Here is a 20,129-nt window from a genome sequence, read left to right as displayed (position 1 = left end):
ACCGGCAGGGCGCTTCCCATCCCTCCACGGCTGCGAGACAGGTGACGTTTGTGAGTGACGCACACGACCGGGACGATCAGCACAGCCTCCTCGACGGTCTGACGGTGGACGAGAGCAGGCCCGAGCATCCGCTTCTGTTGGACGAGCACGGCCGCCCGATCAAGACCTGGCGCGAGAACTACCCCTACGACCGCAAGGTGCCGCGCGCGGAGTACGAGCGCCGTAAGCGGCTGCTGCAGATCGAGATGCTGAAGCTCCAGCGCTGGGTCAAGGACACCGGCCGGCGGCTGGTCGTCCTCTGCGAAGGACGTGACGCGGCCGGGAAGGGCGGCACGATCCAGCGCTTCACCGAGCGGCTGAATCCACGTGGCGCGCGTGTGGTGGCGCTGGAGAAGCCGACGGAACGGGAAGCGGGCCAGTGGTACTTCCAGCGCTACGTGGCGCACCTCCCCGCGGCCGGCGAGATCGTCTTCTTCGACCGCTCCTGGTACAACCGGGCCGGTGTCGAACGGGTCATGGGCTTTTGCACCACGGAGCAGTACGAGCTGTTTCTGCGCGAGTGCCCGCGCTTCGAGCAGATGCTGGTGGACGACGGCATCGTGCTGGTGAAGTTCTGGTTCTCCGTGTCCAAGGCCGAGCAGCGCACCCGTTTCGCGATCCGCCAGGTCGACCCGGTACGGCAGTGGAAGCTCTCCCCCACCGACCTCGCCTCGCTGGACCTGTGGGACGACTACACCGCCGCCAAGGTCGACATGTTCCGGGCCACCGATACCAGCCATGCCCCGTGGACCGTGGTGAAGAGCAACGACAAGCGGCGCGGGCGGCTGGAGGCGATGCGCAGCCTGCTCTCGCAGCTGGACTACGCGAGCAAGGACAAGGAGACGGTCGGCCGTCCCGACCCCCTGATCGTCGGCCCGGCGGACACCCTGCTGGAGCCGGGTGAGGAGAGCACCGCGCTGTCCCCCACCCCGCTGGCCAGCCACACCGAGGGGCCGGGCGAGCATCCGGGGAAGCCGGACCAGCAGGAGGCGTACCGCCCGGAGCGCCCCGGCAGATGAGGCGGACGCACCGCGTGGGGACGGTGGGTGAGCGGGCCGGGCCCGCAGACAACCTGTCGGGCACAACTCCCCAGTCGCTGGACGGGGCGAGCCGCGACAGACGAAAATGAGCCTCCGCCGGATCCAGCCGTTTTTCCGAGGAGGCCCACCCGCCGTGACCACCAGCGACCAGGAGTTCGGCTCCTACGGGGAACGGCTGGCCCAGAAGGAGTTCGGCACCGCCGAGCGGGCGGCCGACTTCTACGACCGGCAGATGCACGACGTTCTCACGCCTGCCATGCGGGAGTTCATCGGCGACCAGACCATGATGTTCCTGTCCACGGCGGATGCCGGCGGTGCCTGTGACGCGACGTTCCGCGGCGGTCCGCCCGGGTTCGTCACGGTGCTGGACGACCGCACGCTGACCTATCCCGAGTACCGCGGCAACGGCGTCCTGGCCGGCGTGGGCAACCTCGTCGAGAATCCCCATCTAGGCCTGCTGTTCGTCGACTTCACGCGGCACCACATAGGTCTGCACGTCAACGGCGCGGCCGCGCTGCGCACCGACGAGGAGCAGCGCGCCGCGCACCCCGGCCTTCCGCGGGACACGGTTCCGGGACGGCAGGCCCAGCTGTGGGTGCACGTGACGGTCCACGAGGCGTACGTGCACTGCTCCAAGTACATTCCGCACCTGGAGCCGGCTCCGAGGCCCCGCACCACGGAGTCGGGCCGCCCGAAGGACGCGGAGTACTTCCTGCGGCGTGAGGCGGCTCGGCCGGCGGCGGCCGGTGCGACGGCCACGGCGGGTGCTGTTCCGCAGCCGCGTGGACTGCGGCGGTTCTGGCACCGCTGACGTGCTCCGCCGTTGACAGGGCGGCCCCCTGGCAGCCCGCCCGGCTGACAATGCTGGGCGGGTGAAGCCACCCTCTCCCAGTGCATGGCTGCGCGCCGGAATCAGCTGTGACGGCGGACCGCTGCGGGAGGACGAGCACGTCTCCGGCTCCAGGCCGGCGACTGGTGCGCCGACAGCCGGGGTTTCGCCGGCGTCACCGTCTACGACGACGGCCTGGTCCGGTTCGGTCATGACGTCGGGGAGCCGGGCGAGGACGTGGGACGGCTGGAGCGTTCGTCCGGCGGTGACATGACCGAGTCCGGCTCGAACCCGGACGGCAGCACGTTCCACGAGGTCCGGACACCGCTGGCCGGCGACGAAGGGCCGTGCGGCGCCTGGCGGTCGGGCCCGGTGCAGGTCGTCCGCGTGGGCAGGTACGTGGTGCATGTCGACGAACACGGCGGAAGTTTCTTCGCGTTGCCGGACGACGACCGCGGATGAGTGCCAGGCGCGGCTACAGCTCGGTCTCTCCCCACGCGCCCACCGTCAGCTCGTCGCCCACGGACAGCGTGCCCGTCCGCAGTACCGCGAACTTCGCCCCGAAGGCGACGCCACCCTCCCTCGCGCGGCGGTATCCGGCCAGCGAGCGGAGCGGCTCCGGGCCGTCCCGTGCGCCGGTCAGCTGGTCGACCACCGTGACGGCGCAGCGGATGGCCGTTTTGGCGTAGCCCAGTTCCGCCGTTCCGACGGTGATGCGGCGTACGCGGTCCTCGGTGTGCGGCTCGTCCCAGCCGCCGACGACGATGTTGGGGCGGAAGCGGTCCGTCGGCACCGGCGCGGTGCCGCGGTCCGCGAGCTTCCCGTTCAGCAGGTCGACGCTCGACCGGGACAGCAGATGGACGGCGCAACTGTCGGCGTAGCCGGAGGTGCCGGGTGTGCGGCCGTCGGTCACCCGGTGGTGCTCGGGCGGCACGCGGACGAGCCTGCTCGGTGCGGCGAGGACGGTGGAGAGCCAGTCGGCGGCGTCGTCGCCCTGGTCGATCCCGAGGAAGGCGGCGCCGAACAGATCGACGTGCCGCCGTGGTCCGTCGGTGTCGACGTCGATGGCGAGCGGCTCCCGCCCGGGCGCGTTCAGGGTGAGCCGCAGGCCGTCGGCGCCGATCACGGGGACGATCAGCGCGAGCCGTGGGTCCCGGCGCTGGGTGCGGTACACCCCCTGCTCGTCGACCACCATGAAACTGCGGTCGTGTGCGAGTCCCGCGGGTGTCAGCACCGCCTGGCGCACCGCGCTGCCGGCGCAGCCCTTGACGGGGTAGTACGCCAACTCCACCACTCGTGCCACCTGCTCCCCCTGTGTCCGCGCACTCGGCCCGACCGTACCGTCGCCCGTCCCGTCACCGCAGTACGACAACGGCAGTGTGTACGGCTGTTCCGGCGACTCCTACTCCGCGGGGACGGTCGAGGGCTTCACCGCGCAGACCGACCGTCTCGACAAGGGCCTGGCCGTCCGAGGCACAACGATGCGCGTTCCGGACGACAAGCAGGTCCCCGCTCTGCCGGTCAAGAACTGGACCTTCGGGAACAACGTCGAGGCCGTGCGGCGCCGTTGAGCGGAGGCGCGCAGCCCCGCCGGGGGCCCGCACCGAGGCGGTGCGGGCCCCCTCCTGTCCGCCGGCGGGGTCGGTGACGCGTGCTAGATCAGGCCCTGGGCCAGCATCGCGTCCGCCACCCGCTCGAATCCGGCGATGTTGGCGCCTGCCACGTAGTCGCCGGGAACGCCGTAGCGCTCGGCCGTCTCGTGGGCGACCCGGTGGATGTCCCGCATGATGACGGCGAGTTCCTCCTCCACGCGCGTCGCGGTCCACGCGTCGCGGGTGGCGTTCTGCCGCATCTCCAGGGCGCTGACCGCGACACCGCCGGCGTTCGCGGCCTTGCCCGGTCCGAACGCCACACCCGCGTCCTGGAGGATGCGTACCGCCTCCGGGGTCGTGGGCATGTTCGCGCCCTCGGAGACGGCCTTGACACCGTTGCGCACGAGGGCGAGCGCGTCGTCGGCGTGCAGTTCGTTCTGGGTGGCCGACGGGAAGGCGATGTCGCAGGGCACGTCCCACACCCGGCCGCCGGGAAGGTAGCGGGCGGAGGCGCCGCGGCGCCTGGCGTACTCGCTGACCCTGGTGCGCTCCACCTCCTTGATCTGCCGCAGGAGTTCGAGGTCGATGCCCTTCTCGTCCACGACACAGCCCTCGGAGTCGGAGCAGGTCATGGGGTGGGCACCGCTGCGCGCCAGCTTCTCGATGGTGTGAATGGCGACGTTGCCGGAGCCGGAGACCACGGCCGCCTGGCCCTGGAGCTCCTCGCCGCGCAGCCGCAGCATCTCGGCGGCGAAGAGCACACTGCCGTACCCGGTCGCCTCGGTGCGCATGGCCGAGCCGCCCCAGCCCTGCCCCTTGCCGGTGAGGACGCCGGCGTCCCAGCGGTTGGTGATCCGGCGGTACTGGCCGAACAGATAGCCGATCTCCCGGCCGCCGACGCCGATGTCACCCGCGGGAACGTCGGTGTGCTCGCCGATGTGCCGCTGGAGCTCGGTCATGAAGGACTGGCAGAAGCGCATGACTTCGGCGTCCGAGCGGCCGCGCGGGTCGAAGTCGCTGCCGCCCTTGCCGCCGCCGATACCGAGCCCGGTGAGCGCGTTCTTGAAGACCTGTTCGAAGCCGAGGAACTTCACCACGCCCAGGTTCACCGAGGGGTGGAAACGCAGTCCGCCCTTGTAGGGGCCCAGCGCGCTGTTGAACTCGACCCGGAAACCGCGGTTGACCTGGACCTCACCGCGGTCGTCCTGCCAGGGCACCCGGAAGATGATCTGCCGTTCGGGTTCGCAGAGACGCTCGACGAGCCCCGGTTCCGCGTACTCGGGCCGGGCGGCGAGCACGGGCGCCAGGGTGTCCAGCACTTCCGTCGCCGCCTGATGAAATTCGGGCTGTGCCGGATTGCGGCGCTCGATGTCGGTGCGCAGCGCTGCCAGTCGCGCCTTCGAAGAAGACAGGGTCACAGCATGTCCCTCCTGCCCGGCCGGCGTATGACGGACCGACCGAGGCGGTGACGGTCCAGGTGTCGTTGCCAGTCAGCAGTACGGCCGTGCGGGGCCGGACGTTCATCGGCCGGAAGTCTGCCACGCCCGGCCCGCCGGGGTGCCGCTTCCGCGCAGGCGGCGCGCCGGTCAGCGGAAGATCGCCATCGCCTGCACCTCCAGCACCGCCTCCTCCGCGTTCCAGTCCTGGACCTTGCCGAGGCAGCGGGCGGAGAACGTGCCCTGCGGGACCTCGTTGCGCAGTCCCTCCGTCGCGCAGGTGACCCGTACCCGCGGCCCGCGCGCCGGATCGTCGGGATCCCCGTACGGCGCGAGCAGCACCGTCGACTCCGCCGACTCGCCGACCTTGCGGAAGCGGCCGCGGATCAGGACGAAGTCCTCGATGTCACGCAGCCGGGCGGTCGCCGGCGCGGATCGCGAACCGGGCAGTGCCGCCAGGCCGTTGACGAGGGCCGCGTTGCGCCGCACGGTCTGCCGGACGAGGTCGACGTGGACGATGACGTCCTGTGCTTCGAGGACGTCCATGATGACGCCGATCACCGAGATCGGCTCGGCGACCTCGAGGTACTTGCTGACGACCTCGCTGTTGTCGCGCCGCCCGCCGCCCGCGCTCACGCCGAAGACGCTGGCGCGGATGGTGCCGTCCTTGCTGTCGCTGGTCCGCTGTTCGACCTCCTTGCGCAGCGCCGCCGCGTAACCGCGCATCTGGTAGTGGTCCATGACCGAGCGGTCGTGCAGATAGAAGCAGATGCTGAAGGTGAGATTCCGGTCGCGGGACCGGCGCCGGCGGATTGCCCACAGGAGCACCGCTCCCAGCAGCGCCGCCGCTCCCGCCGCGGTCGCGAGCCACAGCAGCATCCACGGCCACCAGAGGCCCCACCACTCCTCACTGAACGCACCCACGGATCTCCTTGAAAGCGCTGAGGAGTGACTGGGCGGTGGCGTCGACCATGCGGCCGCCGGTCGCCCGTGCCGCTCGGTCGAGTTCTGCCGTGTCGGCCTCGCCGTAGCGGACGGTGTACGTACGCACCGCCCGCGCCGCGTCCGGTCGGCCCGCATGCCGCCGGACGAAGGCGTCGAGGCCGAGGCCCGCGTTGTTCTCACCGTCCGTCATGAGGACGACGGACAAGGGAACGCCCGGCCGGTCCCGGACCAGGGCCGCGACCTTGCCGTAGGCGTGGTCGAGCGTGGACCAGATGGCGGTGGCGTCGCCGAAGTCGTCTAAGGCCACCAGGGTCCGCAGCCGCTCCACGTCCCGCGGGCCGCTGTAGGTGACGCTCCGCTCGTCGAGGACCCGGCCGCCGAACCGCATCACGGTCACCGTCTCGCCCCGGTGGAACCGGACGAACTTGCCGGAGCGGCTGTCGTCGGCGCCGCTGAGGCCGGCGAAGGTGGCGCGGAGCTGCTCGATGCGTTCTCCCCGCATCGAGCCGGAGAAGTCGAGGAGAAAGAGCACATGCCCGGCCGGGTCCCGCTTCGGGTCGCCGTAGTCGGCGAGGAGCCGGTCGACGACGGCCTGCTGGTCGGGGAAGTACAGCGCGTTGCCGATCGGTTCGCGCAGGGCTGGGATGCGTTGCAGGCCGGGGTCGATGGGCCTGCGCTGCGTGCGTTCCATGATCCGCTTCTGGACGCGCTCGCTCTTGAGCCACTCGACCAGCCTGTCGTACGCGGCCCGCTTGGACGGGTCGAGCAGGAGCAGGGGGTAGTCGGACAGCACCGTGCCGTCCTTGGGGCGGACGATCTCCAGCGGGGTGCGCAGCCTGCCACTGGAGTTGAGGGCGAGGACCTCGGACTCGTAGGTGATGAGGGCGTCCAGGCCGTCCTGCCGGCGGGCGAACGCGTCGGTGAGGCGGGCGGTGGAGTCGTCGGTGAGCCGGTGGCCGCTGAAGAAGCCGCGCAGCCGGTCGCAGGAGACGTCCCCCGGGCGCAGCACCCCGCCGGTGCCGGCGGCGGCGGTCGCGACGCCGACGAGGGCGGCGAGGCCGCTGTTGGTGTGGTGCGGATCGGCCATGGCGAAGCCGAGAGATCCCTCGGCCGCCGCGTCCGCCACGTCCGCCCAGGAGATCTGCCCGCCCGGTGCGCCGCGGCGCAGCTGGGCCGCGACGGCCGGCTTCATGCCGATGACGACCGGCGAGCGCATGATGCTCGTGGTCAGCGGCTTCTCGGCGTTCCGTCCGGACTCCTTCATCTTGAGCTGGAACCAGCGGTCGGAGGAGAGCCAGGCGAGGTCGTGCCGGTACGTCCCCGGTGCGAGTGCGTTGCCCGCGTCGACGGCGCCGCCGTAGTCCATCTCCAGGGTGATCCCGGTGTCCTTGCGGAGATCGTCCAACAGGGGTGCCATGTCAGCGAGTTCGGAGCCCGCGAGCACACTCAGGCTGATCCGCCGGGGCTCGTCGGTGGTGCACGCCGTCGCCGAACCCAGCACCAGGGCGGCAAGATTGAGGGCGGCACATCGGGTCAGGCGGGAGAGCCTGCTCATCCGGAGGTCCCGGCAGCGAGGTCGGCGGCCGGGCAGTCGCCCACGACGGAGATCATCCGCTCCAGGAAGCGGAGCCGCGGCATCGAGGAGCGGGTGTTGTCGCTCGCCACGGACGGGACGGGGATGCCCCGCTCCGTCAGGAATCGCGACAGCTGGTCGCCCGCGACCTCGCCCGACGGATCGAGGATGCGAAAGCCCAGCTCCATGGCACGCCGGCGCAGCTCGGGATCACGGGTGATGAGTTCGCCGAGCCGGTCGCCGTCCTCGGTGAGCGCGATGAACTGCGGCTGCGTCACCATCTGTCCGGCCGGGTACAGCAGCACCCGGTCGGTGTCGAGCCTCTTCGACTCGGCCAGGAACTGTGCCTGGTAGGTGAGGTACTGGTGCTCGTACGCCACGACCACCGGCGCTATCCCCTTCCCCTCCGGGGAGATGTACGTGCGGAACACGTCGGCCGCGGGCAGTCCCTGCTCCAGCAGCGGCTTGATGGCCCGGGCCCGCGCGTCCGCCTCCTGGTCGCTCTGCGGCACCTCGTTGCCCTTGCCGCGCCAGGTGAAGGAGACGAGCGCGAGATAGGTGCCGGCCGAGTTGGAGCCGCAGACGTCGGGGCTCTGGGCGAGGACCCGGTTGGCGTTGGTGATGCCGTACTTCCGGATCCCCAGGTCGTTCCACTGGAGCTTGTCGTCGATGCTCCGGAGGAAATCGAGCATGTCCAGGCCGTAGTAGAGCGGTTTTTCCTGGCCCGGGGTGCGCTGGGCGGCGGCCATGCCCCGGTCCTGGAGGGCCTCGGCGTACTCGCGGTAGGTGGCGAGCACGATGGGGCTGACGAACGGCCGGTGCACTTTGGCGTAGGCGTTCTGGGCGGCGAGCCGGCTGGTGATCAGGTCACCGGCGGGCTGCCCGGAGGGAAAGACGAAGTCGTACGAGGAGATGTCCCGGATCGCCACCTCGCGCGAGCCCGAGCTCGTGATGTGCACCTTGATGTGATGCTTCATCAGGAGCCGCTGGACCTCCTGGTCCTCGAAGAAGTCCCGCTTGGACGCCATCTTGCCTTCGAGGGTGATGACACGTTCGAAGGGCAGCAGCGTGTTGCCGGAGACGGCCAGTGCGGTGACGCCGGTCAGGACGAAGGCCAGTGCGGGCAGGAAGGCGGCCAGGAAGCCGCGCCGCGACCGGAAGGACGACGACGGCCGCCGTACCGCCAGGCTCGGCTCCTCGACGACACGTCTCTCCCCGACAACCACGGACGCCTCCCCCGATTCCCCCGTCCCAGCCGATGACAGCATTCCGCAGCGAGGTGGCCGCGCGGGCACGGTTGAGCGAATCGGCTCTGAACAACTCCGTTTCCAAGCAGGGCAGTTGACGACTGAGGATGGCGGACGAAAGGGGGCCGTCAGGGGGACGGCGTGCTGCCCGGGGCCGGGTCCCGCAGACGGACGACCTCACCGCCGAGCTTCGTGCGCAGCGTGTCCAGGAGCTCCGGTTTTCCGCCCACGGCCCATCGCGGCCCGACCAGATAGGTCCCGCCGTACATCCGGGCACTGTCCAGCCAGATCGTCTTGAACTTCTCCTCGGGGAAGGTGGTGACGGTCCAACTGCCTTGCGCCGTGGTGCACACGCCTTCGCGGAGCTCCTCGGCCTGGATGCGGACCTCGGGAGTGCAGCCGGTGAGCGCGCCGATCTTCTCGACGTTCGCGGGAGCCGGCGCGGGCGCGGCCGGGCGGGGCTGCTGTTTCGCCACGGTCCGCCTCTCCGCCGGCTGCCTCGCCGCCGCCTTCTTGTCCGTCGCGCCGTCCGGCTCGGTGGAGCAGCCGGCGAGCGGAAGTACGAGCAGGCCTGCGAGCAACACGGTGGCCCGTCGGCTCCGGGTCGCGTATCCCATGCTGTAGGTCCCTTCGGGGCGTGCGGGAGCGTACGGAAAAGGGATACGTACGACGGGTGCGGCCTGCTCAGCGGGAGCCGTGACACCTCGATCCGCCGCGCCTGAGCGGCTCGCCGCCCTCGCTTCAGGAGGGCTGTTGCGGGTCCGGCTGTTCGGCGACTGCCAGCCGCTGCGCCCACTCCAGGGCGCTCGGCAGACGGGACTCCCACGGCGGACTCGGATCGGAGGCCGAGTCCATCAGCTCACTGAGGGCCTCGGCGTTCACCGTGCGGGCCGCGACCCGGGCGGTGAAGCGCTCGGCCACCTCCCGGTCCCGGTAGCCGGCGTCCGCGAAGCTGTCGGCGAGCGACCTGTCGTCGAAGAGTCCGGCGTATCCGTCGCAGGAGGCGGCCAGACCGTCGTCCTCGACGAAGTCCGGATAGGGAGCGCGGCCCCAGCGGTCCCCTTCCCACCAGTACAGATAGCCCAGTTCATGACCGTGGTTCAGATCACGGAGCCTGCCGTAGGGCAGCCAGGAGGGCGCGCCCGCCAGCAGGTCGACGGGCTTGTCGCCCCCGTAGGTGGTGTCACTGCAGTCGACATCCTGGCCGAAGAAGACCGCGTTGCCGTCCGGCAGCAGCTCCAGATTCCACCCGCCATTGGAATGCGAACACTCCAACGCGCGCTCCCCCAGGCGGAATGCGGGACGAGCCGTTCTGGTGACGGCGATCAGCACGAGGACGACCGCGCGTTCCCACATGCGCTCGGGCCTGCCCAGGAGGACTGGTATTTCCGGCTCGTTGGTCATCTTCCGTTTCCCGTGTCGTAGCCACCCACTGACTCACCATTCAGCTGGTACCGCCGAACCGCACGGCGGTGCGCAACGGCGCCGTCGGCGAATACGCAGCGCCACGGCCGCGGCATCGTTCGCCGCCGCCGGGGCCCTCGCCGAAACCCTCGGGGCGTCAGGCGATCGTGTGCACCAGCTGACTGTCCAGTTCGTAGCGCGCCCCGACGACGGCCAGTTCACCGGCCGTGATCTTCGCCGCGAGGTCGGGTTCCGCCGCGAGCCGGCGGTGCACCAGGGCGACCTGACGGTTGATCGTCGAGTCGACGCGTGCGTCGCCGTGTTGGCCGCGGTCTATCGCCGGGCGTATCCGGTCGGCCAGATACTGGATGTGCGCGGGGAGTTCCTCCCCCGTCTCGTCGGCGTGGACCGCCGCCTTGACCGCGCCGCAGGACTGGTGCCCCAGCACGAGGACCAGGGGTACGGCGAGTTCCAGTACACCGTACGCGACGCTGCCGAGCACCGCCTCGTCCAGCACCTCGCCCGCCGAACGTACGGTCAGCAGATCGCCGAGGCCCTGGTCGAAGACCAGCTCCGGAGGCACACGCGAGTCGACGCAGCCCAGCACGACCGCGAACGGGTTCTGTCCGGAGACCAGGGCATGGCGAACAGCCCTGATTTCGTTGGGGTGTTGCTGGTGAAAGGTGCGCCAGCGGTGATTGCCCGCGGAGAGCTCCTTGAGCGCCTGGGCGGGGGTGGCCGGGCGGGCGCCGGTCCGTGGTGCCGCCGTGGCGGGCGTCGCGCCGAGGGCGAGCCCGCCGACCGCGGTCGCACCACCGGCGACCGCGGCACGCAGCAGCGCGCGGCGTCCGGGGCTGACATGGGATGGGGCTGCGCCGGTCCGGGGAAGGCCGGTGCCGGCTGGGGGAAAGCTTTTCGGATTCACGGCTCGAACGTATCCGCCGCGATCGATACTTCGTTCCCATTTACTGATCGTTTACCGATACGGGAATGACCACGATGGCTCGCATGCAATGGCCAACGGAAAAAGGGGTGTTGCGTACTCGTGTCACACCCGCGCATGCGCGGTGATGTCCGCTCCGAACTGCTCGATCATTTCGGTCGTCACCGTCGGGCGGCACTGGGAGATCGCCGTCAGATAGTCCTCGGTCCCCGCACCGAGGTCGCGCCGGTCGAGCGGATCGCCGCCGATCGTCTCCAGGTCGCGCTCGAACGCGCTCTGGGCCGCGATCCGTGCCGCGTGCTCGATGTCTGCGGGCGTGAACAGCTCACTGGCCGCGACCAGGACGGGGACCTCGACATCGGGCCGGCCGTCCGTGAACCGGGACCAGATCGCGGCACGGGCCGCCGCGTCCGGCGTGCCGATCGGAATCAGGTAGTCGAACCTGCCGGGCCGCAGGAACGCCGGGTCCAGTGAGCGTACGGAGTTGGTGGCACACACCAGGAGGCGCTCGTCGCCCTCGCGGAAGCCCGGGATGAGCTTGAGCAGTTCATTGGTCACTCCGTGCATACCGCCCGGCTGCCCCGCATCGCCGCGCACGGGGGCGATCTCCTCCACCTCGTCGATGAAGACCAGCACCCTCTCCAGCTCGGCGATCCGGGCGAAGGCGCTGCGCAGCGCGGCGGCGAGATTGCCCTCGTCCGCCAGCCGGGACGGCAGCAGTTCGACGAAGGGCCAGCCGAGCCGGGCCGCCACGGCGCGGGCGAACGTGGTCTTGCCCGTCCCCGGCGGACCGAACAGCGCGACCGCGCGCGGCGGTCGGACGCCGTGCCGGGCGGCGCGCTCCGGCTCCGCCAGCGGCAGCACCACCCGCCGCTCGATCAGGTCCTTCTCGGCCTCCATGCCGGCGACCCTGGTCCACAGATCGCTCGGCAGGAACCGGCCGCCGAGGTCCTCCAGCAGGTTGGCGGCCGGACCGTGCAGCGGCTCGACCTTCTCGAAGTAGGCGACGGCGGGCTGCCGTGTGTATCCGGCGTTCAGCAGGCCCTCGCCGAGCAGTTCCTCCTCGGGCAGCACATAGGCGATACGTCCCACCCGGGCCGCGATCAGGCGCCGCTCCAGCTCCACGAGCAGCGCGCTCGCAAGACCCCGGCCACGCCAGGCGGAGGAGATGGCGATACGCATCACCCAGGCCCGCTCGCCCGCCACGGTGGCGAGCGCCGCGCCGACCGGGACGCCCTGGTGCACGGCGACGACCGCGGGCTGGCGTGAGGTGAGCGCGCCGATGCACTCGGCGAGCGAGAACACGGACTCCTGGCCGAGTTCGGCCGTGGTGTCGATCAGGTGGACCACCGCCGCGAGATCGCTCTCGCGGTAGTCGCGAATGAGCCAGTTCACCGGTACCGCCCCTCGTTGGTGCTGTTCCGGCGAGGCTAGGGGCGGTGTGCCGCTGCGGGCCTGCGCCGTTGTGCACAAGGGCGGCGCGGCGAACGCGACATTCCGTCGGTAGCCGGCGGCACCGGGGCCGGGCGTCGGCCGACGTTCTCCCGCTCATGGTCAGCGGGGCGGCTCCGCGCCCGTCGTGCGGTGGACGATGTTGGACTGCGGTCCGTAGCGCAGGGGCCGGACGCGGATCGCCGCCTTCTTCTCGTGCGGCAGGGTGATCAGCCCGGCGGACTCGATGTCCGCGTCGAGGACCGCGGCGACCCGGTACTCGCGGGCGCCGGCGGGCCGTATCTCGACCAGCTGGCCCACTTCGTCCCGGGCGTGGTCCTGCCAGGTGAGCTTCACACCGTTCGCGTGCATGACGGTCGCCTCCAGCCCGGTCGGCGCCGCCGCCCTGTCCGGGCCTCCCGTCACGGGGTGCCGGGCCTCGCCCACCCCTTCGTCTCCGGGGAGTTTCCGGGGCTCGGCCCAGCCGTGGTCCTTCTGCTGGTCCCGCTCACCGAAATCGCCCGGCGGCAACGCGATGCCGATCCCGTCCGACGCCGGCCCGTAGTACGGCCGGAGCCGGTAGTAGAAGGGAGTCGTCGGGATGAGATCGGGGTGGGTGTACGTCCGCCGGCCGGGCGGCGCGAACAGCAGGACGGTGTACGGCCCCTGCCGCTCGGTGGCGAACTCGACGACGTGCCCCGCCGCCCCCGGGTCCCGGCCGCTCCAGCGCAGGGTGATGTCGGTGGGTGAGTCGAGCGTGGCCGCCAGCGTCACACCGGCCGTGGCGTCCGGTTTCCCGGTCGCGGGCCGGTCCGCCCGCGCGCCCGCGGAGGAGTCCGCGGAGCTGTCCGTGCAGCCGGACAGGACGGCGGACACGAGGGCGGCGGCCAGCAGCGCGCGGACGGCCGGGCGGGGAATCGTCGTCATCCGTGTACCCGTGCGCTCACTTGCGCCAGAACTTGATGCCGCTCCACTGCACGGTGGCGGTCCCGTTGCCGCTGTTCGTGCGGTAGGCGCCGAACTTGTCGTAGTAGCTGCCGCCCGGGCTGTCGTACGTGTGCCGGCGGGAGCCGTTGATGTAGGTGCGGTGGGATGTGCCCACCTGGTGAACGGTGTTGACGCGGACCTGCGTGCCGACCGTCGCACCGTCGGCGACGGTCGCGCCCCCGTGCACCGCGTACAGCCGGCCGCCGCGCTCGACGGCGAGCATGAAGTACGGGCCGGCCGACGACCCGTCGCGGAACGTCTGCTTGAGACTGATGCGGGTCCCGCCCATGGCCGTGATGCGGAAGTAACCCTCGAACTGGTGGGTGCCGCCGTTGTACGTGGCGTACCGGCGCTCGGCGCGCTGGTCGCCGCTGGTGGTCGAGCAGGTGAGGCGGAAGGTGAGGTTGTCGACCTGGCCGCACCCCCTCTCCTGGACGGAGAAGGACGGCGAGTGCGACGTCCACCCTCCCGGCTCGACCTCCGCGGACGCCTGGGGCGCGACGAGGATCAGTCCGCAGGTCGCTGCGGCCCCCGCCAGTAAGAAACGCTTGCCGGTCATCATGAGCTCCTTCAACCGCTGCTCGTTCAGTATTTTGAACGATGGGTTAATAGCTGAACAACCTCAGCGATAGGAAGGTAGGTGTGTGGCGTGTCTGCGTCAAGACTCGCGGACGCCGCGATATCGGACGGCGGGCCGGTCTTGGACCACGGCGCAGCCCGCCCCACCTGGCACCGACCAGGCTGCGGCGAAGCGCCGGCCCGCGGCGGCGGGTCCCGTCCGCTGCCCCAGGAAGGAGCCGCGCGGGCTGCTCGCCCGGGGCATCCGGGGCGCGGACGCGTGTCGAAGGGCCGGGGAGTCAGCCGAGTGCCCTCCAGCGGGCTGAACCATGGTCCGTACCAGCGGTCGGCGGACAGGAAGCCGATCGACGCCGGCTCGGCGGGTGGCTCTCAGGCCCCCGCGATCAGCCGGTCCACCGCCGCCGTGCCCGACGTGTAGCCGGGGACCATCGCCTGGGAGAGCGCGGCCGCGGGCGCCGCCGAGGGCGCGGCGGTGCGGTTCGGGGCCGGCCGGCGGGCCGGGGACAGGCCCCGGGCGGAGACCGGTTCCTGAGCGAGCGCCAGCATCGGCGCCGGGGCCTGCATCTGCGTCTGGGGTTGTGGCCGGCCCTGGGGTTCGGGCTGCGGCTGGGGCTGGGGCTGGGCCTGCGAGGGGAGCTGGGAGAGCATCGGCGCCATCGGCTGCGGAGGCTGCTCCGGGACCTGCACGCTGCGGCCGTAGAGGACCTGTTCCATCGCCGACATCAGGCGCGCCACATCGTGCTGCGGTCTGATCACCAGCCGCAGGAAGCGGCTGGAACTGCCCACCTTGTTGCTGCACTCGCGCACCAGCACCCCGTGCTCGCCGAGCAGCCGGTCACGCAGGACGGACCCGTCCACGCCCTCCGGGAGGCGTACGTAGAGGAAGTTCCCCTGCGACGGGTAGACGGTCAGCCCCGGCAGCTGGGACAGCCGCCACATCATCTCCTGCCGGTCCTGACGCGCCTGGGCGAGGCTCTGCGCGTACTCCTGGCGGTGTTCCCTCAGCATGAACACCACCGTCTCGGCGAAGGAGTTGAGGTTCCACTTGGGCAGCGCGGCGCGCACCTTGCCCGCGAGGGTCGGGTTGGAGACGAGGTAGCCGAAGCGGACCCCGTGCAGACCGAAGTTCTTGCCGAGGCTGCGCAGCACGATCACGTTCGTCCGCAGTACGGCCTCGGCGGCGACGCTCGGGTCGGGCTCGGCGTCCGCGAATTCGAGGAACGACTCGTCGACGACGACCAGATCGAGGTCCTGAAGCTCGTCGAGCAGGGCGATGACCTTCTGCTTGGGCAGATAGCCGCCGTCGGGGTTGTTGGGGTTGCAGATGACGGCGGCGCGGGAGCCACGTGACCGGATGAACTGCACGAAGGAGGCCGGGTCCAGGCCGAACCCGTGTGCCTCCGGCAGCAGCAGCATGTCGACGCGCTTGCCCGTCTCCATCGGCTGGTCGGTCCACCGTCCGAAGGTGGGCACGGGGACGGCCAGCGACTCGCGGACCAGCAAGTGGTCGATCCAGGTGATCAGTTCGGTCGAGCCGTTGCCCATCGCGACGGTCTGCGGATTGAGACCGAGCACCTGGCACAGCTCGGCGGTGATGGTGTCGGCGCCGCTCGGGTAGTAGGTGAGGATCTCGCGTAGCCGGCCGGCGAGCATCTCGAACATCTCAGGTGTGGGGAAGTACGGGTTGCACGGTATGCAGAAGTCGGTGATCTCTCCCGCCTCCGCGCCGCCCGCCCTGTTCAGCGTGAAGTACGAAGGGCTGTGCGCCGTGGACGCGCGAAAGAGCGCCGTGACATTGCTGCCGGCCATGAAGCTGCCTCCCCTGCCTGCCTGTGGCCCTCACGATGCGCGGGGACCCTCTCCGAATACGGATCGTGGAGTGGTGATGTTCAACCCCCCGGGGCGCGTGGGGCACTACTGTGAAGGTGATGTTCACCCCATCGGGCCCCACCCTTCGCGAGCTGGCCGTCCAGGCTCTCTCGTCGGTCGAGCACGGCTACGACCTGCTGGCTCCCAAGTTCGACAGGACACCCTTCCGCACACCGGACCGCGTACTGGAACCGGTGGCCCGCGCGGTGCGGGCCCTCGGCCCCTTCCGCTCGGGGCTCGACGTCTGCTGCGGCACCGGCGCGGGCGTCGGCGTACTGCGGCAGGTGTGCGAGGAGCAGGTCACGGGCGTCGACTTCAGTGCGGGCATGCTCGCCCACGCACGGTCGGTCCTGCCGGAGCAGGGCACCTCGCAGGGACCGTCGGTGCACTGGGTCCGCGCGGACGCCCGCGCTCTTCCCTTCGCCCCGGTCTTCGACCTGGCGGTGAGTTTCGGCGCGTTCGGACACTTTCTGCCGCGTGAACTCCCGGCGCTGTTCACCCAGGTCCACCGGTCGCTGCGGCCCGGTGGCCAATTCGTCTTCCCGCTCCCGGCGCCCGCGCGGGTGGGCTCGCGGCAGTACTGGACCCTGTGGGGCTTCGACGCGGTGATGCGGGTACGGAACCTGGTGTGGAAGCCGGAGTTCGTCATGTACTACCGCACCTTCCGCCTCGTCGAGGTGCAGGACGAGCTGACCCGGGCGGGGTTCACGGTGGAGTTGCAGCCGCTGGACGAGCTGGGACGTCTGACGGACGGCAGCCCGCGCTGCCGGCTGGTGGTGGCGACCAAGGGCGGCTGACACGGGCCGTGCGTCCCGGGTCCGGAAACCCGGGACGCACGACGCGTCGTCACAGCGCGGTCAGACGCTCCAGCGGGAACGGCGGCTGCGCCAGCGGCCGGACCGCGAGGCGGGTCAGCGGCAGGGCGTTGTCGTCGCCCGCCGTCCGGTTGGCGTGGAGCACACCGCAGTGGGTGCAGCGGTGGACGAGCACCCATTCACCGCCCCCGCGTACGGAGATGGCGAGGGGTTCCATCCGGGCGCCGCAGTCCGCCGCCCGGTCGCCGGGGGTGTCGTCGAGGTGACGGCTCCACAGGCAGTTCGGGCAGTGATTGCGGTGGCCGGTGCCGGCAGCGGTCATCGGAACGTCGAGACCGCACTGCAGACAGCGGAAGGACTCGGCGCGCGCCTCGGTGCGAGCGCGCCGGGAGGTGTTGCGTGACATCGTGGACACGACTCCTGGTGTGATGCGTGGGACAGGGCGACAGCGGTCGATGTCGTCTCGCATCCGGGGAGTTCACACCACGGGGGTGGGAGGCCTTCCCCGATCGCGAGAACGCTTCCACCGGGCCCTGGGCATACACGCACCACCTCTGAGTCGTCGAGTCGTCCCCCTGATGAGACCGTGCCGTGCGGGCGTTCGGCAACCGAATTCCCGGCGGGCGGCGGGCGGCTTCCCCGCCGGTGGGGCCGCCGTGGCCCGCCGGGGCGTCGGTCCGCGCAAGGTGCCGCTGCCGGGCCGGCAGGGCCGGCGGGTCAGGCGACCGACCCGATGCGCCCCGCCGTGCGGTCCGTGCCGTCGTGGTGGATCGGCGTGTGGGCACCGGTGAGCGAGACGCCGCTGCCGCCGCGGCGGTGGGCGACGATCTCCGCGGCGATCGACAGGGCCGTCTCCTCCGGGGTACGGGCCCCGAGGTCCAGGCCGATCGGGCTGCGCAGGCGGGCCAGTTCGAGTTCGCTGACGCCCACCTCGCGCAGGCGCCTGTTGCGGTCCTGGTGGGTGCGGCGGGAGCCCATCGCGCCGATGTAGGCGACCGGGAGGGCGAGGGCGAGTTGGAGGAGCGGCACGTCGAACTTGGCGTCGTGGGTCAGGACGCACAGGACCGTACGGGAGTCGACCTCCGTCGACTCCAGGTAGCGGTGCGGCCAGTCGACGACGATCTCGTCCGCCTCCGGAAACCGGGTCCGGGTCGCGAAGACGGGCCGTGCGTCACAGACCGTCACGTGATAGCCGAGGAACTTGCCCATCCGTACCAGCGCCGAGGCGAAGTCGATCGCGCCGAAAACGATCATGCGCGGGGCGGGGACGCTCGACTCGACGAGCAGCGTCAGCGGACGGCCGCAGCGGCTGCCGTCGGCGCCGATGGTGACCGTGCCGGTGCGGCCGGCGTCCAGCAGCGCGCCCGCCTCCGCCGCGGCCGTACGGTCCAGTTCGGGGTGGCCGCCGAGGCTGCCCTCGCGGGAGCCGTCGGGGCGCACGAGCAGCGCGCGGCCGAGCAGGTGGGCCGGGCCGTCGGTGATCCTGGCGAGGGCGGCCGCCTCACCCGACGCGGCGGCCGCGAGCGCCGCCGGGATGATGTCGCCGCGTACCGGGGTGACGAGGATGTCGATGACCCCGCCGCAGGTCAGACCCACGGCGAAGGCATCGTCGTCGCTGTAGCCGAAGCGTTCGAGGACGCTTTCGCCGTTCTCCAGCGCCTGTCGGCACAGGTCGTACACCGCGCCCTCCACACACCCGCCCGAGACCGAGCCGATCGCCGTGCCCTCGCTGTCGACGGCGAGGGCGGCTCCCGGCTGCCGGGGCGCGCTGCCGCCGACCGCCACCACGGTGGCGACGGCGAACTCACGGCCCTGCTCGACCCACCGGTTGAGCTCGTCGGCGATGTCCAGCATGTCGGTCTCCTCGAAGTGTGTGACGGGCGGCGGGAGTTACTTCACTCCTAGCCAGCCCTCGATCGGGTGAAGGGCGAAGTAGGCAAGGAAGACGACCGCCAGCACCCACATCAGCCAGCCGATGTCGCGGGCGCGGCCCTGGACGGCCTTGATGAGGACGTGGGCGATGACGCCGGCCGCGATGCCCGCGGTGATCGAGTAGGTGAAGGGCATCAGGACGGTGGTCAGGAAGACCGGGATGGCGGTCGCCTGGTCGTTCCAGTCGATGTGCTTGGCGTTCGCGAGCATCATCGATCCGATGACGACGAGCGCGGCGGCGGCGACCTGGGTCGGGATCAGCTGGGCGAGCGGGGTGAAGAAGAGGCAGAGCGTGAAGGCGAGGCCGGTGATCACGCTGGCGAATCCGGTGCGCGCACCGTCACCGACACCGGCGGTGGACTCGACGAACACGGTCTGGCCCGAGGCGCCGGCGAGGCCGCCGATCGCGCCGCCCGCACCGTCGACGGCCAGGGCCTTGTTGAGGCCCGGCATCTTGCCCTTGTCGTCGGCGAGGTTGGCCTGCTGGCCGATGCCGATGATGGTGCCCATCGCGTCGAAGAAGCCGGCGAGCACGAGGGTGAAGACGATGACGCCGACCGTGATGCCGCCGACGCTGCCGATGCCGTCGAACGAGACCTGGCCGAAGAGGCCGAAGTCGGGGGTGCTCACGATGGAGCCGGTGAGCTCGGGGGCGTTCAGTCCGCCCCAGGCCTGCTTGTCGAGTCCGGCGAACTGGTGGACGACGGCGGCGAAGACGGTACCGCCGATGATGCCGATGAGGATCGCGCCGGGCACCTTGCGCACCTGGAGCAGGAAGATCAGCAGGACCGTGACGGCGAAGCAGAGCACCGGCCAGCCGGTCAGCATGTCACTGGTACCGAGCTGGATGGGCTTGGCGCCGGCGATGCCTCCGTCTCCGGGCATCGAGGTGACGAAGCCCGCCTGGACGAGGCCGATGAGGCAGACGAACAGGCCGATGCCCATGGTGATGGCGTGCTTGAGCGCCAACGGGATCGCGTTCATGATCAGTTCACGCAGGCCGGTGACGACCAGCAGGACGATCACGAGGCCGTAGATGACACACATGGCCATCGCGTTGCCCCAGGTCATCTCCGGGGCGACCTGGAACGCCATGACGGCGGAGACGCTGAGTCCCGCGGCGAGGGCCAGCGGCACATTGCCGATGAAGCCCATCACGATGGTGGTGGCCGCCGCGGCGAAGACGGTGGCGGTGGTGAGCTGGTCGCCGTCGAGCCGTTGTCCGGTCGCGTCGGGCACCGAGAGGATCACCGGGTTGAGAAGGATGATGTACGCCATCGCCATGAAGGTGGTGATGCCGCCGCGCACCTCCCGGCCGACGGTCGATCCCCGCCGGGATATGTGGAAGTAACGGTCGAGCCAAGAGCGTCCGGCGGGCTGGAGCGTACCGGCTCCGGCGTCCTCCGATGTCTTCGGCTCAAGGGACTGCTGGGTCATGATGCCTACTCCCAAGGTTCACAGGGGCACC

The 20,129-nt window shown here is 70.8% G+C and carries 19 protein-coding genes and 1 pseudogene; 5 read left to right on the top strand and 15 right to left on the bottom strand.

The annotated features are described in order from the left end of the window. The first annotated feature begins 50 nt into the window (after nt 1-50). The 3 genes from ppk2 (at nt 51) to ABTX78_RS04645 (ending at nt 2,370) form a co-directional block, all read left to right on the top strand. On the top strand, nt 51-1,058 hold the full coding sequence (ppk2, locus tag ABTX78_RS04655; RefSeq protein ID WP_502993764.1) for a polyphosphate kinase 2: 1,008 nt from the start codon (nt 51-53) through the stop codon (nt 1,056-1,058). A 154-nt stretch (nt 1,059-1,212) separates the two neighbouring features. Next, nucleotides 1,213-1,890, top strand: coding sequence for a pyridoxamine 5'-phosphate oxidase family protein (locus ABTX78_RS04650; RefSeq protein WP_352205348.1), 678 nt, complete (start codon nt 1,213-1,215; stop codon nt 1,888-1,890). A gap of 255 nt (nt 1,891-2,145) precedes the next feature. Beyond that, on the top strand, nt 2,146-2,370 hold the full coding sequence (locus ABTX78_RS04645; RefSeq protein WP_352205347.1) for a hypothetical protein: 225 nt from the start codon (nt 2,146-2,148) through the stop codon (nt 2,368-2,370). A gap of 13 nt (nt 2,371-2,383) precedes the next feature. On the opposite strand, the gene ABTX78_RS04640 is transcribed toward ABTX78_RS04645, so the two are convergent. Further along, entirely contained in the window at nt 2,384-3,211 is an 828-nt protein-coding gene (locus ABTX78_RS04640) for an MOSC domain-containing protein (RefSeq protein WP_352205346.1), read from the bottom strand. 58 nt (nt 3,212-3,269) lie between these two features. On the opposite strand from ABTX78_RS04640, the pseudogene ABTX78_RS04635 reads away from it, so the two are divergent. Beyond that, nucleotides 3,270-3,479: pseudogene (locus tag ABTX78_RS04635) on the top strand (chitinase); the annotation flags it as partial. Nucleotides 3,480-3,562: 83 nt separating this feature from the next. Here ABTX78_RS04635 and gdhA read toward each other — a convergent pair. The 11 genes from gdhA to ABTX78_RS04580 form a co-directional block, all read right to left on the bottom strand. Then, nucleotides 3,563-4,918, bottom strand: a complete 1,356-nt coding sequence (gdhA, locus tag ABTX78_RS04630; protein WP_502993763.1) for an NADP-specific glutamate dehydrogenase — start codon at nt 4,916-4,918, stop codon at nt 3,563-3,565. 168 nt (nt 4,919-5,086) lie between these two features. Further along, a complete protein-coding gene (locus tag ABTX78_RS04625; protein WP_352205345.1) occupies nt 5,087-5,860 on the bottom strand; it encodes a hypothetical protein in 774 nt (257 codons plus the stop codon). Then, nucleotides 5,844-7,436: a substrate-binding and vWA domain-containing protein gene (locus tag ABTX78_RS04620; RefSeq protein WP_352205344.1), complete on the bottom strand. Its 1,593-nt coding sequence runs from the start codon at nt 7,434-7,436 to the stop codon at nt 5,844-5,846. The genes ABTX78_RS04625 and ABTX78_RS04620 overlap by 17 nt, the downstream gene beginning before the upstream one ends. After that, nucleotides 7,433-8,680: a hypothetical protein gene (locus ABTX78_RS04615; RefSeq protein WP_352205343.1), complete on the bottom strand. Its 1,248-nt coding sequence runs from the start codon at nt 8,678-8,680 to the stop codon at nt 7,433-7,435. Before ABTX78_RS04615 ends, ABTX78_RS04620 begins: the two co-directional genes overlap by 4 nt. Before the next feature lie 149 nt (nt 8,681-8,829). Beyond that, a complete protein-coding gene (locus tag ABTX78_RS04610; protein WP_352205342.1) occupies nt 8,830-9,318 on the bottom strand; it encodes a hypothetical protein in 489 nt (162 codons plus the stop codon). A 124-nt stretch (nt 9,319-9,442) separates the two neighbouring features. Then, a complete protein-coding gene (locus ABTX78_RS04605; protein WP_352205341.1) occupies nt 9,443-10,105 on the bottom strand; it encodes a hypothetical protein in 663 nt (220 codons plus the stop codon). Nucleotides 10,106-10,262: 157 nt separating this feature from the next. Beyond that, a complete protein-coding gene (locus ABTX78_RS04600; protein ID WP_502993762.1) occupies nt 10,263-11,030 on the bottom strand; it encodes a carbonic anhydrase in 768 nt (255 codons plus the stop codon). A gap of 123 nt (nt 11,031-11,153) precedes the next feature. Beyond that, complete coding sequence (locus tag ABTX78_RS04595) at nt 11,154-12,443, bottom strand: ATP-binding protein (protein ID WP_352205340.1); 1,290 nt, start codon at nt 12,441-12,443, stop codon at nt 11,154-11,156. 159 nt (nt 12,444-12,602) lie between these two features. Further along, on the bottom strand, nt 12,603-13,406 hold the full coding sequence (locus tag ABTX78_RS04590) for a fibronectin type III domain-containing protein (RefSeq protein WP_352205339.1): 804 nt from the start codon (nt 13,404-13,406) through the stop codon (nt 12,603-12,605). A gap of 16 nt (nt 13,407-13,422) precedes the next feature. Next, a complete protein-coding gene (locus tag ABTX78_RS04585; protein WP_352205338.1) occupies nt 13,423-14,025 on the bottom strand; it encodes a hypothetical protein in 603 nt (200 codons plus the stop codon). A 389-nt stretch (nt 14,026-14,414) separates the two neighbouring features. After that, nucleotides 14,415-15,854, bottom strand: a complete 1,440-nt coding sequence (locus tag ABTX78_RS04580) for a pyridoxal phosphate-dependent aminotransferase (protein WP_352205337.1) — start codon at nt 15,852-15,854, stop codon at nt 14,415-14,417. A gap of 119 nt (nt 15,855-15,973) precedes the next feature. On the opposite strand from ABTX78_RS04580, the gene ABTX78_RS04575 reads away from it, so the two are divergent. Then, nucleotides 15,974-16,711 (top strand): class I SAM-dependent methyltransferase, encoded by a 738-nt coding sequence (locus ABTX78_RS04575; protein WP_352205336.1) that lies wholly within the window; start codon nt 15,974-15,976, stop codon nt 16,709-16,711. 49 nt (nt 16,712-16,760) lie between these two features. On the opposite strand, the gene ABTX78_RS04570 is transcribed toward ABTX78_RS04575, so the two are convergent. The 3 genes from ABTX78_RS04570 to ABTX78_RS04560 form a co-directional block, all read right to left on the bottom strand. Next, entirely contained in the window at nt 16,761-17,135 is a 375-nt protein-coding gene (locus ABTX78_RS04570; RefSeq protein WP_352205335.1) for an RNHCP domain-containing protein, read from the bottom strand. Nucleotides 17,136-17,446: 311 nt separating this feature from the next. Beyond that, nucleotides 17,447-18,583, bottom strand: coding sequence for an XdhC family protein (locus ABTX78_RS04565; protein WP_352205334.1), 1,137 nt, complete (start codon nt 18,581-18,583; stop codon nt 17,447-17,449). A 36-nt stretch (nt 18,584-18,619) separates the two neighbouring features. Beyond that, nucleotides 18,620-20,098, bottom strand: coding sequence for an NCS2 family permease (locus ABTX78_RS04560; protein WP_352205333.1), 1,479 nt, complete (start codon nt 20,096-20,098; stop codon nt 18,620-18,622). Between the last annotated feature and the right edge of the window lie 31 nt (nt 20,099-20,129).

This window comes from Streptomyces sp. NPDC096193 (assembly GCF_040302905.1).
Classification (GTDB): domain Bacteria; phylum Actinomycetota; class Actinomycetes; order Streptomycetales; family Streptomycetaceae; genus Streptomyces.
This window is presented reverse-complemented; position numbering and strand designations above follow the sequence as displayed.

Coding starts and splice junctions, on each gene's coding strand:
- ABTX78_RS04620 (WP_352205344.1), bottom strand. CDS start 7,436: ATGAGCAGGCTCTCCCGCCTGACCCGATGTGCCGCCCTCAATCTTGCC.
- ABTX78_RS04610 (WP_352205342.1), bottom strand. CDS start 9,318: ATGGGATACGCGACCCGGAGCCGACGGGCCACCGTGTTGCTCGCAGGC.
- ABTX78_RS04605 (WP_352205341.1), bottom strand. CDS start 10,105: ATGACCAACGAGCCGGAAATACCAGTCCTCCTGGGCAGGCCCGAGCGC.
- ABTX78_RS04590 (WP_352205339.1), bottom strand. CDS start 13,406: ATGACGACGATTCCCCGCCCGGCCGTCCGCGCGCTGCTGGCCGCCGCC.
- ABTX78_RS04585 (WP_352205338.1), bottom strand. CDS start 14,025: ATGACCGGCAAGCGTTTCTTACTGGCGGGGGCCGCAGCGACCTGCGGA.
- ABTX78_RS04580 (WP_352205337.1), bottom strand. CDS start 15,854: ATGGCCGGCAGCAATGTCACGGCGCTCTTTCGCGCGTCCACGGCGCAC.
- ABTX78_RS04575 (WP_352205336.1), top strand. CDS start 15,974: ATGTTCACCCCATCGGGCCCCACCCTTCGCGAGCTGGCCGTCCAGGCT.
- ABTX78_RS04570 (WP_352205335.1), bottom strand. CDS start 17,135: ATGTCACGCAACACCTCCCGGCGCGCTCGCACCGAGGCGCGCGCCGAG.
- ABTX78_RS04565 (WP_352205334.1), bottom strand. CDS start 18,583: ATGCTGGACATCGCCGACGAGCTCAACCGGTGGGTCGAGCAGGGCCGT.
- ABTX78_RS04560 (WP_352205333.1), bottom strand. CDS start 20,098: ATGACCCAGCAGTCCCTTGAGCCGAAGACATCGGAGGACGCCGGAGCC.